Below are 22,735 nucleotides of genomic sequence, written 5' to 3' on the forward strand. Positions count from 1 at the left end.
CACAATTGTCTTAGATAAACATCTCTAAAAAAAAATACTGTCTGCTTGTAAATATTTATATCAGTTATAAATTTAACTTATGAAAAATGATTTCTCATTTGAAGTAGTGGTTATTGGTGGAGGACACGCTGGTTGTGAGGCTGCGGCAGCCTCTGCACGTCTTGGAGTTAATACCGCTCTGTTCACTCATAAGATTGAAACGATAGGCGAGATGTCTTGTAATCCAGCGATAGGTGGTCTTGGTAAAGGACATTTAGTTAGAGAGATAGACGCATTAGATGGTGTTATGGGAGAGATTGCTGATAAATCAGGCATACAATTTAGACTGCTAAATAGAAGTAGAGGTCCTGCCGTTCAAGGTCCTAGAACTCAATCAGACAGATTTTTATATCGTAAATATATGCAAGAAAAGCTATTAAACTATTGTAATTTAACAGTTTTTTCAGATCCTGTAATTAAGTTTATTTTTTCTAAAAACACTATAACTGGATTTGAAACAAAATCTGGAAAAAAAATTTTATGTAATAAATTAATACTAACAACAGGCACTTTTTTAAATGGATTAATACATATTGGTGAAGAGAGAACGCCAGCTGGAAGATATAATGAGAAACCTTCAACAGGATTAAGTGAGCAGTTGGAGAAATATAATTTTAAAATTGGAAGATTAAAGACAGGCACCCCTCCCCGACTAGACTCAAGAACAATTAACTATAAAAATTTAGAAGAACAGTTTGCAGACGAGGATCCTTATTTTTTTTCTTTTTTAACTAAAAAAAATATTAACAAACAAGTTTCATGCAGAATGACCTATACGAATGAGAATGTTCACAACATTATTCAAAAAAATTTAAAACGGAGCGCTATGTATTCCGGTAGCATACAGGGGGTAGGCCCAAGATATTGCCCATCAATAGAGGACAAGATAGTAAAGTTTGCTGATAAAAGTCGGCATCAGATATATTTAGAGCCTGAGGGCCTAAATGATCATACAATATACCCCAATGGTATTTCGACCTCACTTCCAGAGGAGGTACAACAAGAAATATGTAATAATATCAGTGGTTTAGAAAATGTTAAGATAATTAGACCTGGATACGCTATAGAATATGATTATATAGATCCAAGAGAGCTTTTTTTAACGCTTGAAACAAAAAAAATACCTAATTTGTATCTCGCAGGACAAATTAACGGAACGACAGGTTATGAAGAGGCTGCAGCACAGGGGCTTATGGCAGGAATAAATGCTGCCCTATCTTTTAAAAATGAGGAACCTTTTATTCTTGATAGATCTGATGCATACATAGGCGTTATGATAGATGACCTTGTAACAAAAGGCGTAGCTGAACCATATAGAATGTTTACCTCTAGAGCTGAATATAGACTAACCCTGAGAGCCGATAATGCCGATCAAAGATTAACGGAGAAAGGCATTTTAATTGGTTTAACAAGTGAAATAAGAAAAGACCTTTTTGAGGAAAAGTCAAAAAAATTAAAAATAATAGTGAAAAAAATGTCAATATTATCAATTTCACCAAATAAAGTTAAGAATTTTGGGATAAATATAGCTCAGGATGGAGTTTTACGAAAATCAAATGAAATTTTGTCTCAAAAAGGAGTTAATATGCAAAAAATAAGAGAAATATGGCCTGATATTCCCTTTTTTGATGAAAAAATAGATGAGCAAGTTGAAATTAATGCCCATTATATGGGATATTTAAAAAAGCAAAAATCAGATATTTTAGCCTTTAAGAGAGATGAAAATTTATCCATTCCTGATGAATTTAACTATGATATCCTCTCAGGTCTATCAAATGAGGTAAAATCTAAATTTAAATTGATTAGGCCAAAAACCTTAGGTCAAGCTTTGAGAATTGACGGAATAACCCCAGCAGCTGTATATATTTTGTTGTCACACGTCAAAAGAAAGTCTATTAAGCTTATAGCTTAATGGAAGAAATTTTAGATAAATATCCACTATTAAAATATCAAAATGTTTCACGTGAAACTTGTGTAGATTTTGAAAAATTTATTATTCTATTAAAAAACAAGAATGAAGAAATTAACCTAATAAGTAAGGAAAGTGCACAAGAAAATATAATAAGAGAACGACATATAGTAGATTCTGCTCAAACTATTGATTTTATTGATTTTAACAGTAACATTGTAACAGATATAGGCTCAGGAGGTGGATTCCCAGGAATAATAGTGTCAATTTTGATCAAAAACTTAAAAAAAAACATAAAAGTTAACTTATACGAAAAAAGTCATCATAAGAGCGTTTTTTTAAGAAAAATATCTAGAGAATTAAAATTAGAAACAGAAGTAATACAAAAAAACATTTTTGAGATAAAAAATATAAAGTCAGGTACAATAATGGCAAGAGCATTTAAGCCCTTACCAATAGTTTTAGAATTAGTTTACAATAATTTTAATAATTATAAAAATTTAATTTTATTTATGGGTAAAAATAGCGAAAAAACTTTAGAGGACACTTTAAAAATTTGGGATTTTGATTTTGAAAAAAAAAAAGTATCACAAGCCAAGATTCATTTTTATTAAACATAAAAAATATTAAAAAAAAATAGATGCAAATTATATCTGTAATAAATCAAAAGGGTGGGGTAGGAAAAACTACAACTGTAATTAATCTTGCTGCAGGATTGGCTCAAAAAGAAAAAAAAGTTTTAATTATTGATCTTGATCCACAAGGTAATGCTACAACAGGACTTGGTTTATCAAACTTAGAAAATTCTAACGAAACAATTTATGCTGTTCTCAATGGCTCTAAGTCAATTTCTAATGTAATTAAAAAAACAAACTATCAAAATTTAGATGTAGTAACTTCAAATGTTGATTTGTCTGGTTTAGAGGTTGAGACCGCAGGAGATAGTAAACGAGCCTTTATTTTGAAAGGCGAATTAACCGCTTATTTAAATGATTTTAGAGGACAGTATGATTATATTTTAATTGATTGTCCTCCGTCCCTTAGTTTGCTCACTGTTATGGCTTTAGTTTCATCCCACTCCTTAGTTGTTCCATTGCAGACAGAGTTTTTTGCGCTAGAAGGATTAACACAGCTAATGAAAACAATAGAAAGGATAAAAACAAATTTAAATCCTGATTTAAGAATTAGAGGAATTCTTTTAACAATGTATGATAAGAGAAATAAATTATCCTCACAAGTTGAAAAGGAAGCTAGAGATTTTTTTAACGATAAAGTTTATTTAACAGTCATTCCACGAAATGTAAGACTGTCAGAAGCGCCATCACATGGAATGCCAGTTTTAATTTATGATAAATCTTGTCCCGGAAGTAAGTCGTATTTTAGCTTTACAGATGAATTTATTAATCAAGAAGAAACAATTGGGAGCGCTGCATAATGGATACAAATAAAATAAAGAAGGGTCTAGGTAGAGGATTATCTTCATTAATAGGTGAGACAAAGACAGAGGTAAATATTAATAAATTATCTATCAGCAATTTAGTGAGCAATAAGTTCCAACCTAGAAAAATTTTTGATGAAGAAAATTTGCAAGACTTAACTAATTCAATAAAAAAAAGAGGAATTATACAGCCAATAATTGTCAGAAAATCATCTGATGATAGCTCCAAATATGAAATAATTGCAGGTGAGAGAAGATGGTTGGCAGCTCAAAAGGCAGGTCTTCATGATGTACCTGTAGTAATTACAGATGTTGATGATTTAAAGTCATTAGAATTTGCAATAATTGAAAATGTCCAAAGGAACGATCTTAATGCATTAGAAGAAGCTCGAGGTTATCAAAGATTGATAAATGAATTTTCCTACGATCAGGAAAAAGTAGCTGAATTTATTGGAAAAAGTAGAAGTCATATAACTAATTTTTTACGACTGCTTACACTTCCAAATGGAGTTTTGAAATTAATTGAGACAAAAAAAATAACTCCAGGGCATGCAAAAATTTTAGTAGGTCTTGATAATTCAGAATTTGTTGCAAATAAAATAGTTGAGAAAAATCTCTCTGTTAGACAAGCAGAAAATTTTGTAAAAATTTTTAAAATAAAGAAACAATCCTTTAAAGGACCACGTGATATTAATTTACAATCTTTAGAAAACTCAGTTAGAGATAAAATTGGTCTTAATGTTTTAATTAAGAATAAAAAAAATAATACTGGATCCCTTATTCTAGAATATAAAGATCTTGATCAATTAAATAAATTAATAGCGATCATAAAAACTAATTATTAATTTTTTTTGAATTATTAATAATAAAATCAGAAAGAATATTTTTACCAATAGTTGAATTTTTTTTTATCAATAATTCAATATCATTGCTTGTATATATTAAATCTTTTAATTCCCTTTTACCCCAAGCCTTTAATTGTTGAGTAACAACAGGTTTATCTTTCCAAAAAATTGGAGGTTTTAAAGAAGAAATTGCTTCATCAATATTTCCTTTTTCATCAATTAATTCATGAATTTTAAGCAGTCTTTTAAGTTTTGCCAATAATGTTCTTATAATTATTATATTATCCTCATCTGAATAATTATTTTCATTGAAAATAGCGACTGTTTTTCTAGTGTTTTTAGCAAGCGAATGATCAATTAATTCTGATGCATTATAATTATCTGCAAGATTGGTGAGTTTAATTATCTCTTGCAGATTAATAGTTTTCTTATTTAAAGAATAATTTTCTATTTTTTGTAATTCATTATTAAGATTTTTTCTATCTCCTCTACTTCTTTCGGTTAAAATATTAATTAATTGCTGTGAAATAGGAATTTTTTTATTTCTAAAAAATTGGCTAACAATTGAGTTTAGGGTTTGATTATTATCCTCATAAAATGGGACACATATAATTGACTTTTCCTTTTCAAAAAATTTTCTCAAAATTGATTTTTTTTCAAGATTTTTTGAATTTAAAATAAACTGAATATCTTCTGTTTTTTTTTCAATAAGTTCTTCAACAATCGTTCTAATTTTATCTGAAACTCTATTAATTATAATGAGTTTTTTATTATCAAAAAAAGATTTTGTTAATATACTATTATAAAAACTACCAACATTATCTAATACTTCTTTTTCGTCATATCTATAAACATTTCCTTGATATTGTTTTTCAAAAAAATTTTTAATTATTTCCTCTTTAAAACCCTCATTATCTCCATAAAAAAGATAGAAATTACAATTTTCTAATTTGATTTTATTTAGTTCAAATGATTTTAAAATCATTTATTATGCCCTTAAGTAAATAAAGATTTTTTCTGATATTTCATTGATTAAATTTAATTCAATATTTTTTTGGTATTGGGAAAGATCAAATTTATTTTCACTAGCATTATAAGTAAAACTTGAAACAAATTCTTTTTGTTTAATAATTCTTTCTTTTTCAGTTAGCAAAACTTCAACGATAATAGATGTTTTATAGGCTGAGGGATTTCCACTTTTATCCTTTGAAATAATGTCTATTCTTTTTAAACTTTTTAAAATTAAGCTGTAACCTGTTAGTAAGTTTTTATCTGCTTTTACCCCTAAAGAAGTTATAATTATTTTATTAACTTTTTGTTCACCGTTTAAAGTAATAGTTTTTATTTTTTGTTCTGAATTATTTTTTTTTAGATAAATAGGCTGATAGCCGCAACCCCAAATTAAAAAAATTACTAATAGTAGTGTTATTTTTTTTGCCATTATTTCAAAATTAAGTTTATTAACTTATCTTTTATAAAGATAGTTTTAATAATAGTTTTTTCTACTATAAATTTTTGTAATTCTTTTGTTTTTTTAATTTCATTAATCAATTCAGCCTCTTTAATATTTTTTTCTGTTAGAATTAAACCTCTTTTTTTTCCATTAATTTGTACAACAATATTTGATTGTTTGCTTTGAAGATATTTTTCCTCAACTTTAGGCCAAAAATAATTTTTATTAGTTGCTATTTCATTCAAACATTCATTTGCAAGATGAGGTGCAATAGGGAGCATTATAGTTAAAATTTTAACATAATTGTCTATAAGATTTTTAAAAAAAATTTTCTCTTCAATTATTTTATTATAGAAGGCATAGATCTCATGTAAGTTTGCAATAATAACATTATAGCTAAACTTATTTAAACTAAGGTTAATTTTATTAATTGTTTGATTTGTGAACTCTTCTATAGGTTCATTAAAAATTTGAGTTTCTTTATTTGACTGTTGTGATTTAAAAACTATTTTCTTATGCAATATCCAGAATTTTTGTATAAATTTGTATGAGGCAACCATTCCTTGATCAGACCATTGCACATCTCTCTCTGGTGGACTGTCAGATAAGATAAACAATCTAACTGCATCTGCACCATAGTTTTGAATCATTTGTTCAGGATCGATAGTATTTTTTTTTGATTTAGACATTGATTCTGATGGACCTACTTTTATTTTTTCTGATGGATTTATCTTTTTAAAGAATTCTTTTCCATTTTTAGAAGAAACTTCATCGGGGCTAAGCCATTTATTATTTTGATCTTTGTAAGTTTCGTGACAAACCATTCCCTGAGTAAACAAACCTTTGAAAGGTTCTTTAATATCAATTTTATCAATTTTATAATCTAATGCTCTTGTAAAAAACCTAGAATATAAAAGATGTAATATGGCGTGTTCAACACCACCTATATATTGATCAACAGGCATCCAATAATTAATTTCATTTATATCAAAACCCAAATCTTTATTTTGTGGTGAACAAAATCTTAAAAAATACCAAGATGAATCTACAAAAGTGTCAAGTGTATCAGTTTCCAGTAGACATTCTTCTCCATCAATAATAATTTTTTTCCAATCCTGCTGGTGATCTAAAGGATTGCCATTTGTATTTAAATTTATTTTTTCAGGAAGTTTTATAGGTAGTTTTTCTATAGGAACCTTTACTATCTCATTATTTTTTTTATAGGCAATTGGAATAGGACAGCCCCAATATCGTTGTCTAGAAACACCCCAATCTTTTAATCTAAAATTAATTTTTTTCTTTCCTATTTTTCTTTCCTCCAAAATTTTAATAGTTTCTAGAATTGATTGATCAGGAACTTTAAAACCATCTAAAAATTTAGAGTTAAATATAACTCCAGGCCCTGTATACGCTTCCTTTGAAACTTTAAAATTATCATCTTCGTCAGATGGTTTAACCACAGAAATAACATCTAAATTATATTTTAATGCAAAATCTAAATCTCTTTGGTCATGTGCAGGACATCCAAATACTGCACCAAATCCATAATCCATTAAAACAAAATTTGCAAAATAGACAGGAACTTTTTTAGTGTCATCAAGAGGGTTTATAGCCATTAGATTTGTTTTAAATCCAATCTTTTCAGCTTGAGCAATAGATTCTTCTGTAGTTCCTGTTTTTGAACACTTATCTTTAAAATCAATAAATTCCTTATTATTTTCATATAATTTTGAAATAGGGTGATCAACAGATACAGCCAGGAATGAAAAACCAAATAAAGTATCTGGCCTAGTTGTAAAACAACTAATACTCTTAACTGCTTGATTACCTTCAATTTTAAAATCTATTTCACAGCCAAAAGATTTACCAATCCAATTCTTTTGCATAACTTTGACTTTGTTAGGCCATTCATCAAGTTGATCTAGACCTTGAAGCAGATCGTCTGAAAATTTTGATATATTGAAAAACCATTGACTGAGTTTTTTTCTTTCAACAGATGCTCCGGATCTCCATCCTTTTCCATCTATCACCTGTTCATTTGCAAGAACGGTTTGATCAATTGGATCCCAATTAACATAATTTTCTTTTCTATAAACTAGTCCTTTATCGTAAAGTTCTAAAAAGAACTGTTGTTGATGTTTATAATAATCTGGAGAACAAGTAGATATTTCCCTGTCCCAATCAATTGAAAGACCCAACTTTTTAAGCTGGATTTTCATGGTAGAAATATTTTTTTCAGTCCAATCTTTAGGGTCTAAATTATTTTGTCGAGCCGCATTTTCAGCAGGCATACCAAATGAGTCCCAACCCATTGGATGCAGAACATTATAACCCTGAAGAGATTTATACCGAGCCAAAACATCACCAATAGTATAATTTCTGACATGGCCCATATGAATTTTGCCAGATGGGTAGGGAAACATTTCCAAGCAATAAAACTTTTTTTTACCCTCAACTATTTCTGCTTTGAATGTTTTGTTTTCAAGCCAATAATTTTGCCATTTCTCTTCTACAACTTTAAAATTATATCTTTCAGGATCCATAAATAAAATGGTTTAATCAATTAAATAATAAAACAATTTAAATTACTTAAAAATTTTTTCCAGGGATTTTGTAATCTCCAGTTTCTTCTTTTATTGTTGCAACGTCATTATTTTTAATTTGTGCTGCTTTTTTTAAAATTTCGAATTTTATTTCTCCATTTAAATCATTTTCAATTTTAGTAATTTTACAATTATTTTGAGCGCTACAAATTTTTTTATGAATGATTACATTGATAGCGTCAGACCTTATTTCGTTTGTTAAAAATCTAATAGTAATCTTAATTTGTTCATTAGAAGTTTCATTGCTGAACCAATCAGTTACAATTATACCGCCTGCATAATCAACATTGTTTAAAGGAGCAAAATTTAATTTTTCTAAAGAAGCTCGCCACAATGGATTTGATGAGGCAAATTGAAATTCACCTGAACCACGGTTTCCAACGTTGCCAATTTTAAAACCTTTACCTTCTTTAACATTTTTTACTATTCTATCATTAGCATTTGTTGGAATTTTTCTAGCATCAGTTTTTCTGTATATTCCACAAGAATTAAGCGTAAAAGAAAATGTGATTAAAATTAAAATTGAGATTATGTTTTTGAATTGTAAAATTTTATTCATTGATAAATATAAGGTTTTTAGTTAATTAACACTTTTCAAGAAAATTGCTTGAAAAAACAAGCAAAATAGTCATAAAAAATGTGATATTTATGCAACAAATAGCTAAAAAATTGTTAAAAAATAGTAAAAAACAGCAAATATTTAAATTTAAGTATATTTATTATGCATTCATTAATGAAAACAATAACAAAAGGATAAACATGAATGATATGAAAAAAATAGGATTAACAGCATTAGCTGGTTCTCTTGTTGCATTCTCAGCTAACGCTGCAGAAATGACAGTAAGTGGTGCTACTATGTTAACTTATACATCAGAAGACAGTACAGAAGTAACTGGTAACCCCCTTGGTATGAAAACTAACCTAGCATTTACTGCTTCAGGTGAAGTTAACGGATACACTGTATCTTACATGCAAGTATCAAAAGATCAATTTGCTGGTATGTCATCAGCTAGATTATCAGTTGATATGGGTGATTTAGGAAACTTATCATTAGACCAAGGTTCAGGATCTGGATTAGCTACAATCGATGATAAAACACCGACTGCTGCTGAAGAAATCTGGGATGGACTAGACACTACTACAAGTGGTAGAGTTGGTGCTGTTGGAAGTAGTGGTGTATTAAATTACGTTAATACTTTTGGTGGTGTAACATTAAATGCTGCTATGAAAAAAGGTTCAGGCACAAGTAACTCTGATGGTTCTTCATCTGGTAATGGTGAAGGTTCTGGTTATGACTTCGCATTAACAACTGATGGCTCTATGTTAGGCATTGATGGCTTAGCACTAGGTTTTGGTTATGGTGAAGTAGAAGCAGGTTCTGAAGCAAATGCTGCAGGTACTAATGGTGATACAACTAACATGACTGGTTTTGTTAATTACTCTATCGGACCTGTAACAATTGGTTACCAACAATCAACTGAAGATGCTGGTGGAAATGCTGGTGTTAGTGAATACTCTGATAGATGGGGTGTTGCTGTTAACATCAATGAAAACCTATCAGTTTCTTACGGTGAAGCAGAAACTGAGTTTGCTAAGGTTTCAGCTGCACACGTAACTGAAGAAGTAGAAGGTATCGCTATTGCATACACTATGGGTTCAATGAAAATTGCTGGAAACCAAAACGAAGGTTCTAACATGGCTGGAACTGCTGGATCAAATGATAAAATGACAGAAATTGCTGTTTCATTTGCATTCTAATACAGTTTAAAAATTATAGAAAAAAGCCCCAATTTATTGGGGCTTTTTTTTTGTCTAAAATCTAAATTAATTTATTTAAATCAGTAAGATAAGCAGCAAACTTTTCAAAAGAATTTTTTGAACTTTTATAAATTGGTTTTCTAGCTTGCGCAGTACTTAATGTCTTAATTGGAGTTTTGTTGTTATAAAATTTCAAGCAATTTTCTTCCCAATCTAGATCACAAAATTTTATCATCTTTTTAATTTCATTTTCTGGATCTTCAATAATTTTCTCATATCGAGCATCATAGATTGTGTTAGGAAATTTTTCTTTCCAAAATCTCATAAGATCTAAATAAAGATTATAATATGTACCAAGTTCTTTTTGATTATAACCAAAATCTAATCCTCCCTCAAAGAAATTTTTAAAAATTGATAGACAGTTATCTTTTGGATCTCTTGAGCAATGTATAATTTTAGAATTAGGAAAAAGTATTTTAATAAAGCCAATCCATCTAAAATTTAAAGGAGCTTTATCAGTTATAAAAGGTTCAGAAGCATTAAATCTTTTTAAAAAATCATAATAATCAGCTCTTAATTCATTAACAAATTCATCATTTGAAAATAAATTAGATACATTTTCTTCCAATAAATTGTCATCAATCATAAGCCTAGTTTTAACTATTCTAGAGAGTTGAGGAAGCTCTCCTGCTCCAAAAACATTTGAATGAGAGGTTATTATTTGCTCAGTTAAAGAAGTGCCAGATCTTGGCATTCCAAGAATGAATATTATTTTTTTTTCATTTATTGTGTCAGCAATATTTGTGTCAAATTTAGCTTTTAAAAAAATATTTTTTAATTGCTCAAAAAAATTAGTCTCATTATTGATATTAAAGTTTAATGATTTTCTACGTATTGTATTAGCTAAATCTAAATTATTAAATGATTTTTCAATTAAGCCCATATCTTCCTCCGCTTTTGCAAGGGCAAAAAACAAATTTGTTTTTTGCTCATCATTTAATATTAAATTATCTTTTTTAGAATTCATTTCCTCGTAATGTGAATCTTTAGCTTGATATTTTTTTGACTGAGAAATTAACATATCTGCCTGTGTGAACCTTGGTTCAACCTCAAGAGTTTTTTTTGCATAATCAATTGCAAGTTCAAATTTTCCTAAACCTTGATAAGCAAGAGCTAAAGAATAAAGAATAGTTGGAATTTGTGGATTTATTTCTAAGGCTTTGTTATACAGATCTATAGCAAACTCAAAATCATTATTATCTCGTTTAAGGTTACCATAGTTTACATAGGCATTAACGTAATCAGGTTTTTTTTTAATTATTTTTTTAAATAAATCTTCAGATTGTTCAATTTCACCAATATTTTTGTAAACATTAGCTAAATTATTCATGATTGCTATATTGTTTGGATCCATTTTATAACCTTTGAGAAAAGTCTCTTTAGCTAATTTTAGATCACCAATACTTTGATAAGCAGATCCTAAAATATTGTATAAAATTAAATATTCAGGAATTTTTTTAATAAGCTTTTTTGCCTTACTGATTAAGATATCATATTTAGCACTATTAAATAAATTAAGTAAAATTTTAATTTCATTTTCAATATTATTCATTGTTATTTTTTATATATTATTATGATTAATAAAATAAGAAATTCCAGCAAAACCATAGTTTTTTAACAAATTTAGTTTGTTAATGTTTAATTGATTAATGCCACCTAGAGCAATCACTCTTACTTTTGTCTTTGCTGCAAGCAGATTAAACTTTATAGGGTCTAAAAAATTTTTGCTTTTATTAATTCTAAATATGGGTGATAAAAAGATTAATTTTACACCCTGTTGCTCTTTGATTTTGATTTCTTTTATAGAATGTGCAGAACCAATAATGATAAATTTTTTTTTAAAATTATTTCTATTAAAATTTAAATTATTATTAAAAGATGGAAAATATGCCCCATCTAAATCAAGTCTTTTTGCTAATTTCAAATTATTAGATAAGAAAAATTTTCTACCCTGTTTTTGACAATCTCTTTTAATCTTAAGAATTAAACTCTCATCATATTTTGTTTGATAATTTCTAAAAATTATTGCAACTTTTTTTGGTAATTTTCTGATATGATTTTCATCATAGGAATTTATAAAAAAAAATAATTTTGGAAGCATAAAATGCATAAAAGTGTTCACAATTTAATTCAGATTGAGAAAGAAATACAATCAAATATTATAAATTTTGAAGCATCTGTTAAATTACCAAAAATTATTGCTGTTAGCAAAACACACGCAATGACAAATATATTACCACTGATAAATCATGGACATTTAGATTTTGGAGAAAACAAGGTACAAGAAGCAATCGATAAATGGCAAGACATTAAACTACAGTTTAATAACTTAAATCTTCACATGATTGGAAAGCTACAAACTAATAAAGTTAAACAAGCCGTATCTTTATTTGATTTTATTCACTCAGTGGATAATTTGAAGCTTGCAGAAAAAATTGCAAATGAACAAATAAAACAACAAAAAAAAATTAAACTATTTATTCAGATCAATATAGGGGATGAAATTCAAAAAAATGGCATTGAAATTTCTAACTTAGAAAATTTTTATAAACATTGTCTTGATAATTTAGATTTAAATATAGTTGGTTTAATGTGTTTGCCTCCAATAGATAAAGATGTTGAGCTATATTTTCAAAAAATGAAAGAAATACATGAAAGATTAGGGTTGAGAGAATTGAGTATGGGTATGTCGAATGATTATTTGAAAGCAGTAAAATTTAATTCTTCATATTTACGCATCGGATCTAAAATTTTTGGACAGCGAAATATAACCAATTAACCTATTTTAATCATAGTTTTTTTGTTTATTAATTTTAATAAAATTTCAAAGTCCTTTTGTTTAAGCGCTATACATCCTGCTGTAGGTTTATAATCTTTAGTTAAGTGAAGAAAAATTGCACTACCCTTATTTGGTATTTTGTTTTCATTATGGCTAATAGTAATTAGATAATCATATTTATGATCATTCCTAAAAAGTAATTCTTTTGTGTTTTTATTTGATGAATAAATTTCTTCATTATATTTTTTGTGAGAAGGATTATCGCACCAGGCAAGTTTTTTAATAATTTTTTTTTTTGAGAGTTTACAAATAGGCTCACCAACTCTATCTTTTCTAAAATAGAGTTTTTTTAATTTAAAAAGACCTTTTGGTGTTGAATTGTCACCCTCTATTTTGTTTAAATTAAAACCTTTTTTCCCGATACAGCATTTGAATATAAAATCATCAATTATTAAGGTGTTTTTGTTCTTTATATGAATTATCATAGGTTTTGAATATGATTAAGCAAAATATCTTTATTGTTAATTTTGACTTACTATATGAAATCCTAGAAGAGATTAAAGATAATTTATCTTTTAATATTGTAAAATTTAATAAAGTGGAAGATTTTTTAAAATCACCCAATTTAAGTTCAAATGATTTATTAATTAGTCAAAGATCAAACCTAAACTCTTTTTTGAGCACAGGTGTAAATAAAGATCATATTTTATTTTTTGAAGATATACCAATATCTATAAATAAAATAATCGAATTGATTAATATTCAACTCATTAAACTGAGATTTAATCATCAATCTAAGGTCCGTATCAAACAATATGAACTTAATTTAAATTCTAAATTTTTTTCTAACGGTTCTACAAGTATAAAATTAACTGAAAAAGAAATAGAAATTATTTTGTATTTAAATGATACTAAAAAAAAACATGATGTTTTAGATTTACAAAAAAATATTTGGAAATACTCAGAAGAAATAGAAACACACACTGTTGAAACACATATCTACAGACTACGAAAAAAGATAAGTAATAAATTTAACGATGAAAATTTTATTTTAAGTGATAAAAGTGGTTATTTTATTGACTAATTAAGTCTAGCCCCAATTTTTTGGATAATTTTTGATGACATTTCTGTACCTTTAAGAAGACAGTCTTTAATTGAAAATTTATTTATATGACCGTGTAAAAATCCTGCAGCAAATAAGTCTCCCGCACCAGTTAAATCTACAATTTTTAGATTTTTTTCACTCTGGCACTCAATTATTCCATCACTTGTGACAGCAACACTTCCACTTGCTCCACGTGTTATAACTAATAGTTTTTTTAATTTTTTGCCAAATTCGATAACATCATCAAAGTTTTTAGCATTAATTAACGACACGATCTCTTGCTCATTTGCAAAAATAATATCAAGTTTGTTTTCTACTAGATCACGAAAATGATTTTTGTGTCTTTCAACACAAAATTGATCTGACAGAGACATTGCTTTATTATTTGCAAAAGCCATTGCTTTATCAAAGGCTAATTTTGGTTCTCCTTTGTCCCACAAATATCCTTCAAGAAATATAAACTCACTTTGTTTTATGATTTTTTCATCAATATCTCTTTCAGATATTTTTCCAGCTATCCCTAAAAATGTTACCATTGTTCGCTCTGAGTCTGGCGTTATTAAAATTAAACAAGTACCTGTAGGCAAACTTTCGTCTTCTATATTATAATAATACTCAACATTTTCTTTAATTAAGCCTTCTTTATATTTTTTACCTAAAGGATCATTATTAACTTTACCAATAAAACCAACATCATTTCCTAGCTGAGAGAGTCCAACTATAGAGTTTGCAACAGAGCCACCAGAAATTGTTTCTTCAATTTTTAAAGTAGACAATAATCTTTTAAATTCTACTTCATCAACAAGTTTCATGGTACCTTTTGTTAATTCATTATTTTTTAAGTATTGTTCATCTATCTTACAAATAACATCAACAATTGCATTTCCAATTCCTAGTATTTTCATATTAAGCTTTTTTTATTTGAACAGGATTTTTTCGATTAGGATAACAAGTCGTACAAATTTTACAAGTTAAACCATAACACTCTCTAGCTTTACAAAACTCTCTTCCATAATAAATTATTTGTAAATGTAATTTACTCCAAGTTTTTTCTGGAAATATTCTTTTTAAATCTTTTTCTGTTTGAATTACATTCTTGCCACTAGTTAATCCCCATCGTTGAGCTAGTCTATGGATATGAGTATCAACAGCAAAAGCAGGAACTCCAAATCCTTGAGACATAACTACACTTGCTGTTTTATGGCCTACACCAGGCAGTTTTTCAAGTTCTTCAAAGCTTTTAGGCACTTTACCCCTATGCTTTTCTATAAGCTGTTTTGACATTAGATAAACATTTTTTGCTTTAATACGAAAGAGACCAATGCTTTTAATTAGTCTTTCAATCTTTTTTCTACCTAATTTTACAAAATGTTCTGGTTTATTGTATTTTGGGTAAATATTTTTTGTAACATTATTAACATTTAAATCTGTGCATTGTGCTGATAACAGAACCGACATTAGTAGAGTAAAGTTGTTAGTGTGATTTAATGGGATAGGAGTTGTTGGATAAATTTTATTTAAAATTTTAAGTATTTTTTTAGCCTTTTCCTTTTCATCCATTATTTAAAGTTTAATAAATCTCTCATTGAGTAAAGTCCAGGTTTCTTATTGATTAGCCACTTTGCAGCCGTTAAGGCACCATCTGAATACAGTGCTCTATCAAATGCTTCATGATTTAATTTTATGATTTCTTTCCCACTTGAGAATGTAACTTCGTGCTCTCCAATAATTTCACCTTTTCTAATTGAATTAAAATTAATTTTTTTTCCATAAGGAAAAGTTTTTTTATTTAAAAACTTTTTACCCATTAAATTATAAAGATTTTTTTTCTTACCATCTGCAATGCCTTTACCAAGCATTAGAGCTGTTCCTGATGGATAATCTTTTTTATGCTTATGATGCACCTCATACACTTTACTTAAATATTCATCATGCAATGATTTTGAGGCAATCTCTGTTAGATACATTAGTAAATTTACCCCTAAGCTCATGTTACCCGCTTTTAGTATGGGAATTTTTTTAGAGTAATTTTTTATTATATTTTCTTCTTTTTGATTAAATCCAGTTGTACCAATCACTACTCTTTTTTTTAACTTGGATGCAATTTTAAGGATATCAAAAGTACAATAAGGCACAGTAAAATCAATTATAACATCTGTATTTTTAAAAGCTTCATTTGTATTAAGAGTAAGTTTTATTCCTGCAATTTTTTTGTTAAAGGTTTTATTTTCAGTTAGCGCTACTAATTTAAAATTTTTATTCGATCTTGAAGATTTAATGAGTTGTTGACCCATTCGACCAAGACAACCAGATATTGCTAAATTAATTTTTTTCATATTTTTTCAATTAAAAAATTTTGTTCATCAATTTTCGAGCTTATTTTATAATTTATACTATCGATAAAATTTAAAAAATCTTTAAAATTATAATTTAAGTTTTTTTCAAAATCTTTTTCATATTCAAATATTATTGGCATTTGAAATTTTTTTATTGTTTGTTGTGCACCTTTAAGTACCTCCAAATCATAACCTTGTACATCAATTTTCATTGCTGAAACAGGTTGACTAAATTGAATATCATCAATTTTAATTGCTTTAATTTTTTCAGAATTTTTTTCTTTTTGAGAATTTATCTTTTTTAAGTGATTAGAACCATATGTGGTAAATTGCTTTAAAACAGGCTTTTCAAGAAAAATTTCATTATTACTTTCGTTTCCAACAAGATAATTAAATGCCTCAACATTAGCTTTATTTATTTGAATATTTTTTTCTAGAATTTTGAATATAAAATTAGAAGCCTCAAAACTATAAACTTTGACATTTGGTTTGCATTTTGACCATAAAATACTCATTTGCCCAAAATTTGATCCTACGTCTAAAACAATTGAGTTGGGACTTATCAACTTTTCTAATGTGTAAAAAATTTTTTCATCAAAAATTTTATCATTGATTATGGAATTTCGTATTCTATCTTTGAAGGCAAAAAATGGTAAAAAAAATATACAAGTAGATGTATGATATTTTTTTAGTAATTTTAAATTAAATATTTTAAAACGTATACTTCTTGGTAAAAAATACCAATATCTTTTTGCTTCTAAAAATTTCTTTATCAATATTAAATTTATATAAATATTTTTTTAGTTTTTCCAGAAATTTTTAGCTTTTTGAAAGAATTTTTTGATACTTGGATTTGATTTTTCGTTTTCTATTTCTCTAAATTTTTCAAGCAACTCTTTTTGCTCTTTATTTAATGAGATAGGCACTTCAGTGTTTACTTGCACATAAAGATCACCATTGCCGCTTCCTCGCATATAAGGCATTCCTTTTCCTTTTAAACGAAATTGTTTACCATTTTGGGTTCCATCGGGTATTTTAATTTTTGCTTTACCTCCATCAATAGTTGGTATTTCAATTGTTGTTCCTAAAGCTGCATCAGCAATAGATATTGGAAACTCAAAGAATAAATTTTCATCAGATCTTTTAAATAAATCATGTGAGTGAACATTTATGAATAAATATAAATCACCATTTGCTCCACCTCTTGAACCAGCTTCACCTTTGCCCGCCAATCTTATTCTTGTTCCATCATCCACTCCTTTTGGAATTGTAACGGATATTTTTTTTGACGCTTGTTTATTACCTTGACCATTACAATCATTACATGGATTGGTAATTTCTTCACCAGAACCTGCACATTGAGGACAAGTTTGTTGAACAGTAAAAAAACCTTGATTTGATCTTACTTTTCCATTTCCACCACAAACTGTGCATCTATCAGGTGAGTGCCCTGGTTTTGATCCATTACCCTTACAAGTGTTGCATTTTTCGGTAGTTGAAAATTTAATATCCTGTTTTTTTCCTTCATAAGCTTCTTCAAGCGTTATTGATAAATCATACCTTAAATCTGAGCCTTTATTGCTAGTATTTCTTCTTCCTCTTGATCGTCCACCACCTCCAAAATCACCAAAAAAGTCTTCAAAAATATCTGAAAAATCTGCTCCTCCAAAACCACCAAAGCCTCCACTTTGTCTACCACCACCGCCTTCAAAGGCAGCATGGCCAAAATCATCATAGTTTTGTTTTTTTTCTTTATCAGAAAGAATACCGTAAGCTTCGCTTGCTTCTTTAAATTTATCCTCAGAAGCTTTGTCACCTGGGTTTTTATCTGGATGATATTTGACTGCAAGTTTTCTATAGGCTGATTTTAATTCTTCTGGGCTTGCATTTTTGCTAACTCCTAAGACGTCATAAAAATCTCTTTTAGCCATAAGTTACTCCAAGATGATTGTTGTTGTAAGACTTAGGCGCTTTTTTCTTTATCTTCGGTGCCTTCTTTGCCTTCTTCTTTTACTTCTTCAAAGTCAGCATCAACTACATTATCGTCTTTTTTTCCTTCATCATTTTTGTTACCTTCTTTAGATGAATTTTCTTTTTTTTCTTGAGACTTATAAATTGCCTCACCTAATTTCATAGAAGCTTGTACTAAAGTTTCAGTTTTTTTCTTAATATCATCGGTGTCAGTTCCTTTAATTGATTCTTTTAAAGCAGAGGACGCATCTTCAATAGCTTTTTTATCAGCATCAGAAACTTTGGTACCATGTTCTTTAAGATTTTTTTCTGTAGAGTGAAGAAGGGTATCTGCTTGGTTTCTAACATCAACAGACTCTCTTTTTTTTATCTTCTTCTTTATTTGCTTCAGCATCCTTGACCATTTTCTCTATTTCTTCATCACTTAAGCCACCTGAAGCTTGAATCTGGATTTTTTGTTCTTTACCAGTACCCTTATCTTTTGCAGAAACACTAACTATTCCGTTTGCATCAATATCAAATGTTACTTCAATTTGTGGAACACCTCTTGGTGCTGGTGCTATACCCACCAACTCAAAGTTTCCTAACATTTTATTATCAGTTGCCATTTCTCTTTCTCCTTGAAGGACTCTGATTGATACAGCAGGCTGATTATCTTCTGCGGTAGAAAATACTTGGCTTTTTTTAGTTGGTATTGTTGTATTTTTTTCAATTAATTTTGTTGATACACCACCAAGTGTTTCAATTCCAAGTGATAATGGAGTTACGTCTAAAAGAAGTACATCCTTAACGTCACCTTGAAGAACTCCAGCTTGAATTGCTGCACCCATTGCAACAACTTCATCAGGGTTAACACTTTTATTTGGCTCTTTACCAAAAAAGTTTTTAACTTCTGCTACAACTTTTGGCATTCTTGTCATTCCACCAACCATTATAATCTCATCAATTTCACTTGCTGTAAGACCGGCATCTTTAAGTGCAGTTTTGCATGGAGGCAAGGTTCTTGAAATTAAATCTTCAACTAAAGCCTCTAACTTTGCTCTAGTCATTTTTAAATTAATATGTTTTGGACCTGTTTTGTCTGCAGTTATAAAGGGTAGATTAACATCAGTTTGTTCTGCTGAAGATAATTCAATTTTTGCTTTCTCGGCAGCTTCCTTAAGTCTTTGAAGAGCCAATTTGTCAGACTTTAGATCAATACCACTATCTTTTTTAAACTCACCAATTAAGTAGTCAACTATAGCATTATCAAAATCTTCACCACCTAAGAACGTATCACCATTAGTTGATTTAACCTCAAATACACCATCTCCTAATTCAAGAATAGATACATCAAATGTTCCACCACCCAAATCATAAACAGCAATTTTTTTATTTTGTTTTTTGTCTAAACCATAAGCGAGAGAGGCAGCAGTAGGTTCATTAATAATTCTTAAAACTTCAAGACCCGCTATCTTACCCGCATCTTTTGTTGCTTGTCTTTGGGCATCATTAAAGTAAGCAGGAACTGTAATAACTGCTTTGGTTACTTCTTGTCCTAAATATTTTTCTGCAGTTTCTTTCATTTTTTGAAGTATGAAAGCAGAGATTTGAGATGGAGAATATTTTTCTCCTCTTGCTTCAATCCAAGCATCACCCTTTTCAGAATTAACAATTTTAAAAGGAGCGGCAGCAATATCTTTTTTTACAGTAGGGTCTTCAAAATTTCTTCCAATTAATCTCTTTACAGCAAATATAGTATTTTCAGGATTTGTTACCGCTTGTCTTTTAGCTGGTTGGCCTACTAGTTTTTCACCATCTTCAGTAAACGCAACAACCGAGGGTGTTGTTCTAGCACCTTCAGCATTTTCCAAAACTTTTGCTTGGCTTCCTTCCATGATTGAAACACATGAATTTGTTGTTCCTAAATCTATTCCTATAATTTTGCTCATAATTTAATTCCTACCTTTCATATAATTGTTAATTTTTAATCTACAAGCTCTGACAAATACTATTAATTGTCTGAATTCTCTTTATTTTCCTCGTTTTTTTCATCTTTTTCTGTTTTTGTTTTTTTTGACACCCCAACTAGAGCTGGTCTTAAAAGTCTGTCTTTCATCATAAATCCTTTTTGAATTTCTTGAACTATGGTGCCAGGTTCTTTTTGATCATCATCAATTTCCAACATTGCTTGATGTTGATTTGGATCTAATTTTTTACCAATAGAACTTATAGGAGTAATTCCATTTTTTGAAAAAATCGATATCATATCTTTACTAATAATTTCAAAATGTTCTAAAGTTTTTTTAAGAGCCTCTGTACCTTTTAATGCTTCATCACTTTCTAGAATTTGTTTTGATCTTTCTAAGTTATCAATAAGATTTAGAGCTTCTTTAGCAAAAGAAAATCCACCATAGTCAAATGCATCATCTTTTTCTTTTTCAAACCTTCTTCTTTGATTTTCCATTTCAGCAAATGTTCTTGCAACCTTATCCTCTAGTTCTACAATTTTTTCTTCTGGTGTTAGCTCTTTTATCTCTTTTTTATCATCTTTAGAGTCTTCACTATTATCGGTTAGAGCATCATTATTTTGTTCCTCATTTATTTTATCCTCAGCTTCTTCATTTTGTTTATCTGAGTTATTGTTTTGCTCTTTTTCCATAGGAGCTTATATGGTATGAAATTTAAAAATTGCTAGATGCCAAAGAAAAAAATTACTGAACTTATTGTTGGAACAAATAATAGGGGAAAATTAAAGGAAATTAAGGATTTATTACCCAATTATCTCAAAATATATTCACCTTTAGATTTCAAAATTAAAAGTCCAGCCGAGAATGGTAAAACATTTGCAGAAAACTCATTAATAAAAGCAAGATATTTCTCAAAAAAATCTAAATTAATATGTTTATCAGATGACTCTGGTTTAGAGGTTGATCTTTTAAAGGGACAACCAGGAATTTATTCAGCTAGGTGGGGTGGAAAAAAAGGTGATTTTAAAAAAGCAATGAATAGAGTTTTTAGGGAATTAAATAAAAAAGATAAAAAATGGAAGCAAAAAAAAATTAGAGCAAGGTTTGTTTGTGCATTAACTATATTTAGTCTAAATCAAAAATTGATAAGTTCTATTGGTAAAATTGAAGGTTCAATTTCACCTGCCATGAAAGGTAAAAATGGATTTGGATATGATCCAATTTTTATTCCAAAAGGAAAAAAAATTACTTTTGGAGAAATGAAAGCATCTGAAAAATATAAAATAGATCATAGATTTAAAGCTTTCAAAAAAATTAAAAAATTTTTTTAAATTTTTCATCCTCAACTTTATAGAAATTTAAAATATGATTTATTTTATTGTCTTGGATTTCAAAAATTCCAACTTTTCCCTTGAATAAAGTTTTTTTGGCAAACATATCCTGATTAATAATATTATCATTTTGTAGTATCAGGTAATAAACAAGACCAACCAAATCATAACTTAAAAAAGACAATTGATTTGGGTATAGATTATATTTTTCATAATACTCAGATGAAAATTCTTCATAATTACTTTTATTTACAGATGGAAAATAAAGTGGCTGTGAACTTTTTTCTTTTAGCAGTGACTCGTCAAACCATTGATTAAGAGTGATAAAATATTTTTCTTTTGGTGAGATATCGGTATACAATAAAGAAGTAGTTACACTTTTTAAGCTTTCATCAAAGTCTGAAATTACAACTGAATCAAAATTTACATTTCCAAGGGTGTCTCTCTTTTTTAATCTCTCAATTAACAATTCTTTATTACTTTCATCAGATTTTTCTAATCTTGTTATTTCATCTTGTAAATTTTGTTTTCTAATTTGATAACGAGTGATTTTTTCTATTTGTTCAGTGAGTTTAGTTGGATCAGTATTATAAATATAATTTTTTTTTACTTTAATTTTAGATCTAGAAATAGCCAATTCAATTTCATTTTTGAAGCCTATATTGGGAGTTAAAAAAATAGTTTTTTTAATTTTTTCTAATTTTATAAATCTATCAATTGCTCTTAATTGGGATGTTGCATTTATTCCTGCATTAATAATATTTTTTGAAAAATTATTATTCTTATTTGTTAAAGCTAAAAAAGTTATTTCATTTACTTTATTAAGATAAGCTAAGCTTTCATTAAATACAGGGCCTATAATAATTTTGACACCTAAGTTTGACAATTCTATTGCAGCATCTAAGGCCATATCAGGATTTGATCCTGTATCTTTTGGAATAATTTCAATTGAAGAGTTGTTAATTTTGTTAATAGCAAGTCCTACAGAGTTAATTATAGACTCACCAATTTCTGAATTTTCACCTGTTAAAGGGATGAGCAAACCTATCTTTATTTTTTCATTTGCTTTAATGCTCGTTAAACTCATTAAGAGTGTTAAGGTCAAAAACAATATAATTTTAATAATTTTTTTCATTTTAATGTTATTATTATAACGTTT

Annotated in this window: 21 protein-coding genes and 2 pseudogenes; 8 read left to right on the plus strand and 15 right to left on the minus strand. The window is 28.4% G+C overall.

What is annotated here, in order from left to right:
- The first annotated feature begins 79 nt into the window (after positions 1-79).
- The 4 genes and pseudogenes from mnmG (at position 80) to AC5SLO_RS06390 (ending at position 4,231) form a co-directional block, all read left to right on the plus strand.
- A complete protein-coding gene (mnmG, locus tag AC5SLO_RS06375) occupies positions 80-1,951 on the plus strand; it encodes a tRNA uridine-5-carboxymethylaminomethyl(34) synthesis enzyme MnmG (RefSeq protein ID WP_494573125.1) in 1,872 nt (623 codons plus the stop codon).
- Positions 1,951-2,588: pseudogene (locus tag AC5SLO_RS06380) on the plus strand (16S rRNA (guanine(527)-N(7))-methyltransferase RsmG). Before mnmG ends, AC5SLO_RS06380 begins: the two are co-directional and overlap by 1 nt.
- On the plus strand, positions 2,589-3,383 hold the full coding sequence (locus tag AC5SLO_RS06385; RefSeq protein ID WP_494573126.1) for a ParA family protein: 795 nt from the start codon (positions 2,589-2,591) through the stop codon (positions 3,381-3,383).
- Positions 3,383-4,231 carry a ParB/RepB/Spo0J family partition protein gene (locus AC5SLO_RS06390; protein WP_494573127.1) on the plus strand — a complete coding sequence of 283 codons (849 nt, stop codon included), beginning with the start codon at positions 3,383-3,385 and terminating at the stop codon, positions 4,229-4,231. Before AC5SLO_RS06385 ends, AC5SLO_RS06390 begins: the two co-directional genes overlap by 1 nt.
- Here the strand turns inward: AC5SLO_RS06390 and holA are convergent.
- From holA to AC5SLO_RS06410, 4 genes are read right to left on the minus strand one after another with little or no spacing between them, the layout of a single operon-like run.
- The gene (gene holA, locus AC5SLO_RS06395; RefSeq protein ID WP_494573128.1) at positions 4,221-5,216 is read right to left on the minus strand and encodes a DNA polymerase III subunit delta; all 996 of its coding nucleotides are present in this window, start codon (positions 5,214-5,216) and stop codon (positions 4,221-4,223) included. The two genes, AC5SLO_RS06390 and holA, sit on opposite strands and share 11 nt — an antisense overlap.
- Before the next feature lie 3 nt (positions 5,217-5,219).
- The gene (locus AC5SLO_RS06400; protein ID WP_494573129.1) at positions 5,220-5,672 is read right to left on the minus strand and encodes a hypothetical protein; all 453 of its coding nucleotides are present in this window, start codon (positions 5,670-5,672) and stop codon (positions 5,220-5,222) included.
- The gene (gene leuS / locus AC5SLO_RS06405; protein ID WP_494573130.1) at positions 5,672-8,227 is read right to left on the minus strand and encodes a leucine--tRNA ligase; all 2,556 of its coding nucleotides are present in this window, start codon (positions 8,225-8,227) and stop codon (positions 5,672-5,674) included. The genes AC5SLO_RS06400 and leuS overlap by 1 nt, the downstream gene beginning before the upstream one ends.
- 46 nt (positions 8,228-8,273) lie before the next feature.
- A complete protein-coding gene (locus AC5SLO_RS06410; protein ID WP_494573131.1) occupies positions 8,274-8,846 on the minus strand; it encodes a DUF3576 domain-containing protein in 573 nt (190 codons plus the stop codon).
- A gap of 209 nt (positions 8,847-9,055) precedes the next feature.
- Here AC5SLO_RS06410 and AC5SLO_RS06415 point away from each other — a divergent pair, with 209 nt between their 5' ends.
- On the plus strand, positions 9,056-10,045 hold the full coding sequence (locus AC5SLO_RS06415; protein WP_494573132.1) for a hypothetical protein: 990 nt from the start codon (positions 9,056-9,058) through the stop codon (positions 10,043-10,045).
- A gap of 61 nt (positions 10,046-10,106) precedes the next feature.
- On the opposite strand, the gene AC5SLO_RS06420 is transcribed toward AC5SLO_RS06415, so the two are convergent.
- Together AC5SLO_RS06420 and AC5SLO_RS06425 are read right to left on the minus strand one after the other, a co-directional pair.
- Entirely contained in the window at positions 10,107-11,657 is a 1,551-nt protein-coding gene (locus AC5SLO_RS06420) for a tetratricopeptide repeat-containing sulfotransferase family protein (protein WP_494573133.1), read from the minus strand.
- Positions 11,658-11,666: 9 nt separating this feature from the next.
- A complete protein-coding gene (locus tag AC5SLO_RS06425) occupies positions 11,667-12,206 on the minus strand; it encodes a thiamine phosphate synthase (RefSeq protein WP_494573134.1) in 540 nt (179 codons plus the stop codon).
- A gap of 3 nt (positions 12,207-12,209) precedes the next feature.
- On the opposite strand from AC5SLO_RS06425, the gene AC5SLO_RS06430 reads away from it, so the two are divergent.
- Positions 12,210-12,884 carry a YggS family pyridoxal phosphate-dependent enzyme gene (locus AC5SLO_RS06430; RefSeq protein ID WP_494573135.1) on the plus strand — a complete coding sequence of 225 codons (675 nt, stop codon included), beginning with the start codon at positions 12,210-12,212 and terminating at the stop codon, positions 12,882-12,884.
- Here AC5SLO_RS06430 and AC5SLO_RS06435 read toward each other — a convergent pair.
- Positions 12,881-13,369, minus strand: a complete 489-nt coding sequence (locus tag AC5SLO_RS06435) for a L,D-transpeptidase family protein (RefSeq protein ID WP_494573136.1) — start codon at positions 13,367-13,369, stop codon at positions 12,881-12,883. The two genes, AC5SLO_RS06430 and AC5SLO_RS06435, sit on opposite strands and share 4 nt — an antisense overlap.
- A gap of 11 nt (positions 13,370-13,380) precedes the next feature.
- On the opposite strand from AC5SLO_RS06435, the gene AC5SLO_RS06440 reads away from it, so the two are divergent.
- Positions 13,381-13,968 carry a winged helix-turn-helix domain-containing protein gene (locus AC5SLO_RS06440; RefSeq protein ID WP_494573137.1) on the plus strand — a complete coding sequence of 196 codons (588 nt, stop codon included), beginning with the start codon at positions 13,381-13,383 and terminating at the stop codon, positions 13,966-13,968.
- Here AC5SLO_RS06440 and AC5SLO_RS06445 read toward each other — a convergent pair.
- The 7 genes and pseudogenes from AC5SLO_RS06445 to AC5SLO_RS06475 form a co-directional block, all read right to left on the minus strand.
- Positions 13,965-14,894 (minus strand): adenosine kinase, encoded by a 930-nt coding sequence (locus AC5SLO_RS06445; protein WP_494573138.1) that lies wholly within the window; start codon positions 14,892-14,894, stop codon positions 13,965-13,967. The two genes, AC5SLO_RS06440 and AC5SLO_RS06445, sit on opposite strands and share 4 nt — an antisense overlap.
- Before the next feature lies 1 nt (position 14,895).
- Positions 14,896-15,549, minus strand: coding sequence for an endonuclease III (gene nth, locus AC5SLO_RS06450; protein ID WP_494573139.1), 654 nt, complete (start codon positions 15,547-15,549; stop codon positions 14,896-14,898).
- A complete protein-coding gene (gene dapB / locus AC5SLO_RS06455) occupies positions 15,549-16,325 on the minus strand; it encodes a 4-hydroxy-tetrahydrodipicolinate reductase (protein ID WP_494573140.1) in 777 nt (258 codons plus the stop codon). The genes nth and dapB overlap by 1 nt, the downstream gene beginning before the upstream one ends.
- The gene (locus AC5SLO_RS06460; protein ID WP_494573141.1) at positions 16,322-17,101 is read right to left on the minus strand and encodes an FkbM family methyltransferase; all 780 of its coding nucleotides are present in this window, start codon (positions 17,099-17,101) and stop codon (positions 16,322-16,324) included. Before AC5SLO_RS06460 ends, dapB begins: the two co-directional genes overlap by 4 nt.
- 24 nt (positions 17,102-17,125) lie before the next feature.
- Positions 17,126-18,256 (minus strand): molecular chaperone DnaJ, encoded by a 1,131-nt coding sequence (dnaJ, locus tag AC5SLO_RS06465; RefSeq protein ID WP_494573142.1) that lies wholly within the window; start codon positions 18,254-18,256, stop codon positions 17,126-17,128.
- 32 nt (positions 18,257-18,288) lie between these two features.
- Positions 18,289-20,227 (minus strand): annotated as a pseudogene (dnaK, locus tag AC5SLO_RS06470) (molecular chaperone DnaK).
- Positions 20,228-20,289: 62 nt separating this feature from the next.
- The gene (locus AC5SLO_RS06475) at positions 20,290-20,937 is read right to left on the minus strand and encodes a nucleotide exchange factor GrpE (protein ID WP_494573143.1); all 648 of its coding nucleotides are present in this window, start codon (positions 20,935-20,937) and stop codon (positions 20,290-20,292) included.
- Positions 20,938-20,973: 36 nt separating this feature from the next.
- Between AC5SLO_RS06475 and rdgB the strand changes: the two genes are divergently transcribed.
- Entirely contained in the window at positions 20,974-21,576 is a 603-nt protein-coding gene (gene rdgB / locus AC5SLO_RS06480) for an RdgB/HAM1 family non-canonical purine NTP pyrophosphatase (RefSeq protein ID WP_494573144.1), read from the plus strand.
- Here rdgB and AC5SLO_RS06485 read toward each other — a convergent pair.
- Positions 21,560-22,711: an ABC transporter substrate-binding protein gene (locus tag AC5SLO_RS06485; protein WP_494573145.1), complete on the minus strand. Its 1,152-nt coding sequence runs from the start codon at positions 22,709-22,711 to the stop codon at positions 21,560-21,562. The two genes, rdgB and AC5SLO_RS06485, sit on opposite strands and share 17 nt — an antisense overlap.
- Positions 22,712-22,735: the final 24 nt, after the last annotated feature.

The sequence above is a fragment of the Candidatus Pelagibacter sp. PS_44 genome, from assembly GCF_059417735.1.